Below are 9,762 nucleotides of genomic sequence, written 5' to 3'. Positions count from 1 at the left end.
CAACCCTGTCTTCAGCCCTGGTGCTGCTGATATTGATCGTCGTCTCACCACTGCCATATCGCGCGGGGACCTTGGACAGCGACTATGCCCGGATCGTCCTGATAGGTGTTGATCTGCCGCTTGCGGCGATTGCCATTCGGCTTTTTTTTGCGACGGAAGCCCGCGTCCTGCGTTGGATCAGCAACAGTCTAAAGGCAGTCATGGTCATCGGTCTGGCAGCACTTTATGCCGGATAGCATTCGTCTGCCCGAGATAGTTCTCGCTTCGACCAGCCCGCGCCGCCGGATGCTGCTCGAGCAGATCGGCGTTCCCTTCCGGGTGATTGCGCCGGGCGGGCATGAAGCGATTCCTACGCATGGCAACTTCGCCGACATCGTCGAAGCGAACGCGCTTGCCAAAGCGCGGTCGGTGCTCGACAGAGCCGGCGGACAACTTGTTCTGGGCGCCGACACTCTTGTCGATCTGGATGGTGAACCGCTCGGCAAACCGGCGGACCTGAATGACGCCCGGAGGATGCTGCTGCGGCTGGTTGATCGGGAGCATCGGGTCTGGACCGGTGTCGCCTTGATCGAAAGCAAATCAGGACGGATTCAGCAAGGTCACCGGATGACACGCATCTGGTTCCGCAACTCAACCCGCGACGAGATCGAAGACTACCTCACCACCGGCGAGCCGCTTGACAAGGCTGGAGCCTACGGGATACAGGGCCGCGGAGCGCTGCTCATCGACCGGATCGAAGGCTGTTTCTTTAATGTGATGGGACTTCCTTTGACCCTGGTGTGGGAAATGCTGCTCGGCCGCGCGTGAATTGTGCGGTCCGGACGTTGCACTTATAGAGGAAGGAGAAATGACCCCGAAGGACGAATACCTGACCGCTTGCGACATCTATCGCACTCGTATCCCGCATCTCCTTGCACTTGCGGAAGATGATGCGGAATGGCAGACGTGGGCCGAACATGCCGCAGGCTGCCCGGAGTGCCAGTCACTGCTCGCATTCGACAATCGCCTGGCGCGCGGCATTGAAGCACTGCCTAAGCCCGGGCCGGCCTATGTGTCGCCAAAGGTGCTGAAGCGGTTGCAAAGCGGCCGGCTGCCGTTGCTCCGGCGACGCGACCGAATCTTGGCGCTTGGCGGGACCGTGGCTGGTTTGTTGCTTGGACTTGCGATCGGCGCAGCGCTGCAGGAGGGCCGCCTGACCGCTGAGGATGCGAGCGCTGCAGGGGCGGTCTATGCCGAGAGCGACGGCCAGTTCGATGACCTGATGGCGTCTCTGACAGCAGGCGAAGGGAATGGACGGTGACGCCGAAACGTTGGCTGGTAGTCCTCCTGATTGTCTCCTGGACGCTCAATGTGGCACTGGGAGTGGCAATCTTCATGGCCGTGTCGCACCATCATCCTCACCCCGGGATGCCGCCCGGTGCCTGGCCGGGGCGAATGCACTGGCCGGATCCGCCGGGACGACAACTGCGCGACGACCTGCACCGCGAACTATCGCCTCTCGGCTCCGAGCAGCGGCGGCTTTCGTCCCTACTAGTCGATCTCCTTTCCGATGAACAACTCGATACCGCACGCGTCCGGGCGGTGTCGGAAAGTTTGGCGACGCTTCGCAGCAGTATGCAGGAGCGGTTTCACGGGCGGCTGGTCGAATGGCGGGAGACCATACCGCCCGAAGACCGCCGGCTCATCTTTCGCAAACTGCTCCTTCACGACGAAGCGCGCATTCGCCACCCGGGCGCAAAATTCAAATCTAAGGATGAACCACAATGAGGAAGACGACCGCAGCGCTTACGCTGCTGATAGCCCTGGCCTTGATCGTGACAGGCGCCTACGCCTGCCCGATGCACGGGGGGATGGGAGGCAAAGGGATGCACGGCGGGATGATGTTGGGAATGTTGAAGGGGCTGGATCTGCCCGCCGACAAGATGAAGGACATCGAGAAGATGGGCCTCGAACATCACCGCAAGATGATCGAAAGACAGGCTGAAATGCACGACATCCACGCCAAGTTGCAACTGGCGATGACTGCCGAGAAGGTGAATCAGAAAGAGATCGACGGGCTCGCTGCCCGCATCGGCAAGTTCCACGAAGAGCAGGTGAAAATGCACACCGCAATGGTCGCGAAGGTGCGCGAGATGCTGACCGCCGACCAGCGCATTCGGTTCGATGCACACTTGCTCAAAATGGGCGGTCCGGGTGGCAAGCATCGAATGATGAAGTTCGGTATGCGTGACGGAGACGACGACGATAGAGATGGCGAGTGCGACGACTGCCGGGAACATGGCTCCAAGCCGGGTCCTCACGGCCCAACGCATGGCGGTATGATGCACCATCCCAAAGCGCCGGAATAAGTTCAACGGCATTCTTCGACTGACGCCCGCCGTACAGAAATCGGCGGGCGTCGCGTTTTGATAGACGAGACGCCTGCGGTATATTAGTGATCATACAGTCTTGCATTCTATTGATGGGTGCATGCTATTGTTGCCGTTCATGGAGGGCGGACATTCCTGTCCGCCCTAAGTTGAAAGCCGTTTTTGGAGGGCGGACATTCCTGTCCGCCCTAAGTTGAAAGCTCGTTTTTGGAGGGCGGACATTCCTGTCCGCCCTCCAAGTCAACACTTTTCTGTACTGATAAGTATCATCCTCCCATCGCAAGCCAGGCTGATCCGCGTAGGTCCGGATACCAATCCGACTACCGCGCAGTTAGATCGGAAATCCACCTTTCAAGGACGACGGTTTAACATACACTCAATCATCTGTGGCCCAAATCAATATGGAGCAATCCCGCGAATTTCTCTTTTCCTGGTGGTGGCCGCTTGGCATAGCCGGCGGCACCTTTCTGCTCGGTCTGCTGATCGACCTGATCGTCCTGCGGGCGCTGAAGAAACTGGCGCAAAAGACGCCGTGGGAAGGCGACGAGTTGATCATCCGGGCGTTACGGCGGCATCTGCCGGTCTGGATGCTCATCATAGGGCTGATCGTCGCCGCGCCCTTTATGCCGCTCGCCGCGAAGATCGCGACCGGCATCGCCAAATGGCTCCAATTTTATCTGGTGATTGCCGTTACGGCCGTCGGATCCCGGCTGGCCGGGGACTTGATTCAGGTCTCGACGGCCGGGGAAGCCGGCCCGGCTTCGACGACGATTTTCAAGGTGCTCGGACGGATCGGTGTCTGGGGGCTTGGGATTGCCCTTGCGCTCCACACTATCGGGGTCTCGATCGCCCCGGTCCTGACCGCACTCGGCGTGGGCGGCTTGGCGGTCGCCCTGGCATTGCAGGATACCCTCTCCAACCTGTTCGCCGGAATCCAGATACTGCTTTCCAAACAGGTCAAGGTCGGCGACTTCGTGCAGGTCGATGCCGGACGGGAGGGTTTCGTGACCGACATCAACTGGCGCAATACCACCATCCGGGCGCTCAGCAACAACCTGATCATCGTGCCTAACTCCAAGATGGCCTCATCGATAGCCGTCAACTACAATCAGCCCGACGCCGTCCTCTCGGTACTGGTGCAGATGGGCGTGGCTTACGGCAGCGACCTCGCGAAAGTCGAGCAGGTAACGATCGAGATTGCCCGGGAGGTGATGCAGCGCGTCGAAGGCGGCGTTCCTGATCACGAGCCGTTCATTCGATTCCACACCTTCAGTGAGTCGTCCATCGATTTCACCGTCATCCTTAGAGGCCAACAGTTCACCGACCAATATCTAATCAAGCACGAGTTCATGAAGCGGATTGTCAAGCGCTACCGGGAGGAAGGGATCGAGATTCCATTCCCGCAGCGAGTGGTCTATCAAAGGAGTGAGCAAAGTTGAAGAGCGCAGAGATATGGTGATGGCAGGTATGATACCATCACCGGATAGGAATGGACGCTGACTTTCTGGTGATCGGATCGGGCATCGCCGGTCTGACCTTCGCGCTCGACGCCGCTGAACGGGGGCGGGTCTTATTGGTGACCAAGAAGCGGCATACCGAGTCGAACACCAACTACGCCCAGGGGGGCATTGCAGCGGTCGTCGGGAAGGGCGACACCTTTTCCCAGCACGTTCACGATACTCTCGAAGCCGGTGCCGGCCTCTGCAACCGCCGCGCGGTTCGGGTGATGGTGCAGGAAGGACCGCAGCGCCTGAAGGAACTGATGGCTCGCGGGGTCGAGTTCTCAACCTACTGGGAAGGCGGCAAGCGGCAGCTTGCACTGGGCCGGGAAGGCGGGCACCATCGCGACCGGATCGTTCATCGCGCCGACCAGACCGGCGCCGAGGTCGAGCAATCGCTCGTCCGTCGAGCCCTCGAACACCCTAACATCACCGTCGAGGAGCATTCGGCGGCTCTCGATTTGATCGTAACCGGAAGCGACCAACACCGCCGCTGCAGCGGAGCCTGGGTCCTGACCCGGGATGGTGGCGTCGAACCGCGGCAGGCTCAGGTGGTCTTCCTGGCGACCGGCGGGTGCGGTCAGGTCTATCTTCACACCACCAATCCCGACATTGCGACCGGCGACGGGCTGGCGCTTGCCAGGCGCGCCGGCGTTCGACTCGCAAACCTCGAATTCATGCAGTTTCACCCGACGGCACTCTATACCGCATCTGTCGAATCCTCCCGATCAACAGGCCGGGAGACGGATGGACCGGTCTTCCTCATCTCCGAAGCCGTGCGCGGCTTTGGCGGCATTTTGCGCCTCCCCGATGGGCACGCCTTCATGCGCGACTACCATCCGCTCGCCGATCTCGCTCCCCGCGACATCGTCGCCCGGGCTATTGACCGCGAAATGAAGAGCCGCGGCCTCGATCACCTTTGGCTCGACATCACCTCCCGGCGCCCTGACGAGGTGCGGGAACGCTTTCCCGGCATCTACCGCGCCTGTTTGAAACAGAACCTCGACATCACCCGGGAGTGGATACCGGTCGTTCCGGCGGCGCACTATATGTGCGGCGGTGTCGTAACCGACATCGATAGCCGTAGCAGTCTGCGCGGACTCTATGCGGCGGGCGAAGTGGCGATGTCGGGCGTTCATGGCGCCAACCGGCTCGCCTCCAATTCGCTGCTCGAAGCGGTCGTCTTTGCTCATCGGGCGGCGATGCGGGCAGCACTTGAATTGGAAGAGATAAGCGCCCCGGTTGCGCTCCCCGATTATCCAGTGCCCCTGGTAACAAGCGATGGGGGAGAGGAATGGGTGCTGGTCTCCAGCGATCGCGAGCAGATCCGCCGCTTGATGACCGATTATGTCGGGATTGTTCGCAGCAATCTCCGGCTCGAGCGGGCGCATCGCCGAGTCGAACTGATTCGTCGGGAGATCGACGATCTCGCCCGGCGGTCGCGTCTCACCTTGGGACTGGTTGAACTGCGCAATATCGCACTGGTAGCCTCCCTCATCATCCGGTCTGCGCTGCGCCGCCGGGAAAGCCGGGGCTTGCACTGGACCACGGACTATCCTGAGCCGTCCCGAACGGGTCGGCCGCGCAACACCTACCTGTGGAACCGGACCACCCCCCCGCACTAAGCCGGCTCCAACTTCTGGTCATTATCGGAGTGGCGCTGGGAGTGCGAATCCTCTACTTCGTCCAGTATTACGGGACGCCCTTCTACCTCGTGCCGATGTGGGACGCGGCTGAGTATTATGATATGGCTTCGTCTCTGGCTCGAGGCGAGGCTCACATCGCCTGGCCGTTTCGACCGCCGCTCTATCCTTTACTATTAGGGGTTGTCTTCCTGCTGTTGGGGCCGGGGCTGTTGCTGCCAACCTTGCTTCAGATCGGCCTGGGTGTCGCTAATGCGCTGCTCGTAGCGAAGATAGCGTCCCGCATCGCCAGCCCTTCTGCCGGGTTGATAGCGGGGCTGGCGATGGCACTCAGCGGGATGATGGTCTATTTCGACCTGGAACTCCTCCCAACGACGCTGGAAGTCTTCCTGCTCTTGCTCTTAATCTCAGAATTGACAGGTAAGGCATCGAGCGGTCGAAGTGCCATTCGAGCCGGGCTTTATCTGGCACTCGGCGCATTGACTCGCCCCACGGTTCTGGCGCTGGGACCTCTCGCCTTTTATGCCATCTATCGCCGGGATGGTGGGCGCGGGGTTTTGCGGTTCACCGCTGCGCTCGCTGGACCGTTGATGCTGGTGATGATGCTGCACCTGCTGACAGGATCCGGGCCGATACCGCTCTCGGCGCAAGGCGGCGTCAACTTTTACATCGGCAATCATCCTAATTCGGACGGCATCTCGGCGACTCTGCCCGGCATCGGAGTCGGCTGGGGATGGGAGACGATCGTCGCGATGGCAGAGTCGAAGTCCGGTCGCAAGATGAGACCGGCGGAGGTCGATAAATACTATTGGGGGGAGGGCTTCCGGGAGATCGCCGCAGATCCGGTGGGCTGGGCCGGCCGGTCACTGCGCAAAGCCGGGCTCTTTTGGAACCATCACGAGATCTCCAACAACCGCGACCTCTACTATCAGGCGCACCGCTACCCGGTCCTGCGTTACCTGCTCTGGCTGGGTCTGCCGGTTGCGCTGTCCGCGGCGTTGATCGGAATCGTCCTGCAGCGACGGCAGTGGAGCGTCCAGATCATAGCAGGTGCCGTTTTTCTATATTACCTGGCGGTGGTCCCGTTCTTCGTCAACGGGCGGTTCCGGCATCCCGTCACCCCGCTGCTCTTCATTCTGGCAGCCGTCGGAGTTATCGAACTGGTGCGCTTGATGAGGACCGGGGGGGATTTATTGCGCCGTCAACTGCCCACAGTGGGAATTGCTCTGGCTCTGGGTCTCTATCTGCCCTTTGCGGCTAACAGTCGGATCGACCCCCGGCGATGGGATTACGGCTTCTTCACTGAGGGGACGGCGCTGGCCCGGTTGGGAGACGAGACCGGCGCAAAGCGACTCTATGAGGAAGCCTTACGCGCCAACCCCCGTGCACCGTATGCACACTATGAACTGGCTGTCATCGCCCTCGGTCAGGGCGACCGGCCCGGTGCCGCTGAACATTTCCGTCAGGAACTTGATAACCAGCCGGGCAATGCCCGAGCCTGGCTGCGGCTCGGGATGCTGTGGGATGAAGAAGGCCGGGAGGCTGAGGCGCTTGCCGCATTCAGGCAGACGCTAACGCTGCGCGACGACCTGCCCGAAGCCGGCCGCGCGGTGGCGAGGATCCTGGTGCGGCGAGGCCGGACCTTGGCGGCTTCCGGACAGGCCGAAGCCGCCCGCCGATGCTTTGCGGAAGCGTTGCGCTACCAGCCGGATGATCCGGTTTTACAGCGGCTGGCTGGTTCCCTCACTGAAGGTAGTGAATGACACCTTCGCGGCGCGATCCTTGCGCGGTATGAAGTCCGAGGACTCCGCATGCGCTTGAGCCGGTCCTGTAGGAACGCTCGAGTGTGCATTGTTTGCACGCGCGCGACTATTATTGCACAATTGAGTGGGAAGGCAGCCTCCCTGTGCCGCTGGTAAGTGCCGTCCAGAGCGAACCAAGCGCGAAAGAGAGGCGCCGGAAGAGGGAGGAGGAGGCGGTGGTATCATTATTGCGTTTCTTACTATGCCTCTGGTCTCCGGATCGGGAGGAAGACATTCATCAATGTGTCGCAGGTCACTCAAAAAAGACTTGCGCCCGTCAAAATCGTTAGTATATTATCTGTTTAATGAACCACAGGCCCCGCGAGAAGAACAGGGAGACGACAACCATGCCTAACTATCGGATACGCAAGGAGCACGGCTTCACGCTGATCGAGATTCTGACCGTCGTGGTCATCCTCTCGATCCTGGCCGCCATCTCGGTTCCCTTCTATGCGCGCTATGTCCAGGGCGTAAAGGTAGCCGATCTGCAAGCCCAGATGGCTGCCATTCACAACGCCGCCAAAATGTATCGCAAGGACTATGGCGCCCGGCCGATTGACGTTGCCGAACTGATCGACAAGGGTTACTGGCGCCGGGACAGCCGCCTGATGTCCGAGTGGGACATCAATATGAACGGCGACCCCATAACAGAGATTATGGCAATATCGACCGGTCAATTCCGCGGCGGTGCCGGGCAGGTTGTCCGGCTCATCGTCCGGCAGGGCGATACGGATCAAAAAGGTGGTCAGTTTACAGGATACGGGATTCCCTCCGGTTCGATTGACCGGTAGAGGGAACCAGGGCAGCAACCGAATCCAAGGGATTCAACAAACCAACAGGAGATGCAGTAATGCTTCCAAGGATCAAAAGACGGGACAGTGGGTTCACCCTGATCGAAGTGCTGGTGGTGGTCGTGATCGTCGCGATCCTGGCCGCCATTTCGGTGCCGATCTACATCCAGTATGTCCAGGGCGCCAGGGCTTCGGATGCGCAGGCGACCATCGGCGCTATCTACAACTCGGTCAAGATGTTTCGCCAGGACTTCGGGGTCGATCCAACCACCATCGATGAATTGATCGAACTGGAATACCTCGAGCCTGACGAAGGGACGATGCGCCAGTGGTCATTCAACCTGATTGGCAACCCGGTCACCAACATCGAAGCCGTTTCGACGGCCGAAATGAAGGGTGGAGCGGGCCATATGGTCGTCTTCGATGTCCAGACCGGCCGCTTCCAGGGCTACGGTCTCCCGACCGGCGACGATCTCTAAAAAGGCGTGAGCCGCCGGTCCAACCGGCGCTCGACGGAAACTCTGAAAGCACAACTAAGGGCGGTCCGTGAAGTCTTTTCATGAATTGCTCGACTACACGGTCGATCAAGGTGCATCCGACCTGCATATCTCCACCGGCTCGATCCCGATGGTGCGTATTCATGGCCGGATGCGGAAGTTGAACCTGCCCCCGCCCGCTGCGGAGGAACTTGAGGACGAACTGCGGAAACTGCTCACCGCCGAGCAGTGGGAACGGCTGGAGGAAATGAAAGAGATCGACCTGTCGCACAAACTCGACGGGAAGGCTCGCTTCCGGGTCAACGTCTATTCCCAGGTCAATGGTTTGGGGGTGGCGTTCCGGGTGATTCCCTCGTCCATCCGCGGTTTCGAGGAACTGGGGCTGCCGGAGGTCTTGAAGGATCTCAGTCTGCGCGATCGCGGGCTGTTACTCTTCACCGGCCCAACCGGCTGCGGCAAATCGACCTCGCTCGCGGCATGCATCGACTATATCAATGAATATAAGGAGTTGCATGTCATCACAATCGAGGACCCGATCGAATACTACCATTCGAGCCGCAACTGCCTGATCAACCAGCGGGAGTTGGGCGCCAACACCCACAGTTTCGCCAATGCGCTGCGCTCGGCGCTGCGTGAAGACCCGGACGTCATCCTGGTCGGCGAAATGCGGGACCTCGAGACGATCTCGCTCGCGCTGACCGCAGCCGAGACGGGGCATCTCGTGTTTGCGACACTGCACACCTCGTCGGCGGCCAAGACCATCGACCGCGTCATCGACATCTTCCCGGCGTCGCAGAAGACGCAGGTGCGGTCGATGCTCGCGGAATCGCTCGAGGCGGTCATCGCTCAGAAACTGCTCCCCAAGAAGGGCGGTCAAGGGCGAACCATCGCCTGCGAAGTGATGGTGGCCAACGTCGCGGTGCGCAACCTGATTCGTGAGGACAAGATCTACCAGATTCCGTCCGTCATTCAGTCCGGCGGCAAATCGGGCATGCAGTCGCTTGACCAGGACTTGCAGCGCCTGATGCACAAGGGATTGCTCGATCGCGAGACGGCGGCGTTGGTAGCGGAGAACCCGAAGTTGTTCGAGGTGGACCTGAACCAATAGGTTCGCCCCCTGCAACCGGGCACAACAACAGGGCACAGCAAAGTTCGTCAAGG

General features: G+C 60.3%; 10 protein-coding genes. All 10 read left to right on the top strand.

Features of this window, described 5'->3' with window-relative positions; all coding sequences use genetic code 11:
* The first annotated feature begins 243 nt into the window (after window positions 1-243).
* The 10 genes from maf to FJY67_04810 all read left to right on the top strand — a co-directional run bounded on the left by maf (window position 244) and on the right by FJY67_04810 (window position 9,709).
* On the top strand, window positions 244-807 hold the full coding sequence (gene maf / locus FJY67_04855) for a septum formation protein Maf (protein MBM3328793.1): 564 nt from the start codon (window positions 244-246) through the stop codon (window positions 805-807).
* Window positions 808-847: 40 nt separating this feature from the next.
* On the top strand, window positions 848-1,300 hold the full coding sequence (locus FJY67_04850; protein MBM3328792.1) for a hypothetical protein: 453 nt from the start codon (window positions 848-850) through the stop codon (window positions 1,298-1,300).
* Complete coding sequence (locus FJY67_04845; GenBank protein MBM3328791.1) at window positions 1,297-1,767, top strand: periplasmic heavy metal sensor; 471 nt, start codon at window positions 1,297-1,299, stop codon at window positions 1,765-1,767. Before FJY67_04850 ends, FJY67_04845 begins: the two co-directional genes overlap by 4 nt.
* Window positions 1,764-2,348 (top strand): periplasmic heavy metal sensor, encoded by a 585-nt coding sequence (locus FJY67_04840; protein MBM3328790.1) that lies wholly within the window; start codon window positions 1,764-1,766, stop codon window positions 2,346-2,348. The genes FJY67_04845 and FJY67_04840 overlap by 4 nt, the downstream gene beginning before the upstream one ends.
* A gap of 407 nt (window positions 2,349-2,755) precedes the next feature.
* Window positions 2,756-3,808 carry a mechanosensitive ion channel gene (locus FJY67_04835; GenBank protein MBM3328789.1) on the top strand — a complete coding sequence of 351 codons (1,053 nt, stop codon included), beginning with the start codon at window positions 2,756-2,758 and terminating at the stop codon, window positions 3,806-3,808.
* 50 nt (window positions 3,809-3,858) lie between these two features.
* Window positions 3,859-5,493, top strand: coding sequence for an L-aspartate oxidase (gene nadB, locus FJY67_04830; GenBank protein ID MBM3328788.1), 1,635 nt, complete (start codon window positions 3,859-3,861; stop codon window positions 5,491-5,493).
* A complete protein-coding gene (locus tag FJY67_04825) occupies window positions 5,466-7,274 on the top strand; it encodes a tetratricopeptide repeat protein (protein MBM3328787.1) in 1,809 nt (602 codons plus the stop codon). The genes nadB and FJY67_04825 overlap by 28 nt, the downstream gene beginning before the upstream one ends.
* 344 nt (window positions 7,275-7,618) lie before the next feature.
* Entirely contained in the window at window positions 7,619-8,104 is a 486-nt protein-coding gene (locus tag FJY67_04820) for a type II secretion system protein (protein MBM3328786.1), read from the top strand.
* A 59-nt stretch (window positions 8,105-8,163) separates the two neighbouring features.
* Window positions 8,164-8,583, top strand: coding sequence for a prepilin-type N-terminal cleavage/methylation domain-containing protein (locus FJY67_04815; GenBank protein ID MBM3328785.1), 420 nt, complete (start codon window positions 8,164-8,166; stop codon window positions 8,581-8,583).
* A gap of 67 nt (window positions 8,584-8,650) precedes the next feature.
* Window positions 8,651-9,709, top strand: a complete 1,059-nt coding sequence (locus FJY67_04810) for a type IV pilus twitching motility protein PilT (protein ID MBM3328784.1) — start codon at window positions 8,651-8,653, stop codon at window positions 9,707-9,709.
* Window positions 9,710-9,762 lie beyond the last annotated feature (53 nt).

It is taken from the genome of Calditrichota bacterium (assembly GCA_016867835.1).
Classification (GTDB): domain Bacteria; phylum Electryoneota; class AABM5-125-24; order Hatepunaeales; family Hatepunaeaceae; genus VGIQ01.
This window is presented reverse-complemented; position numbering and strand designations above follow the sequence as displayed.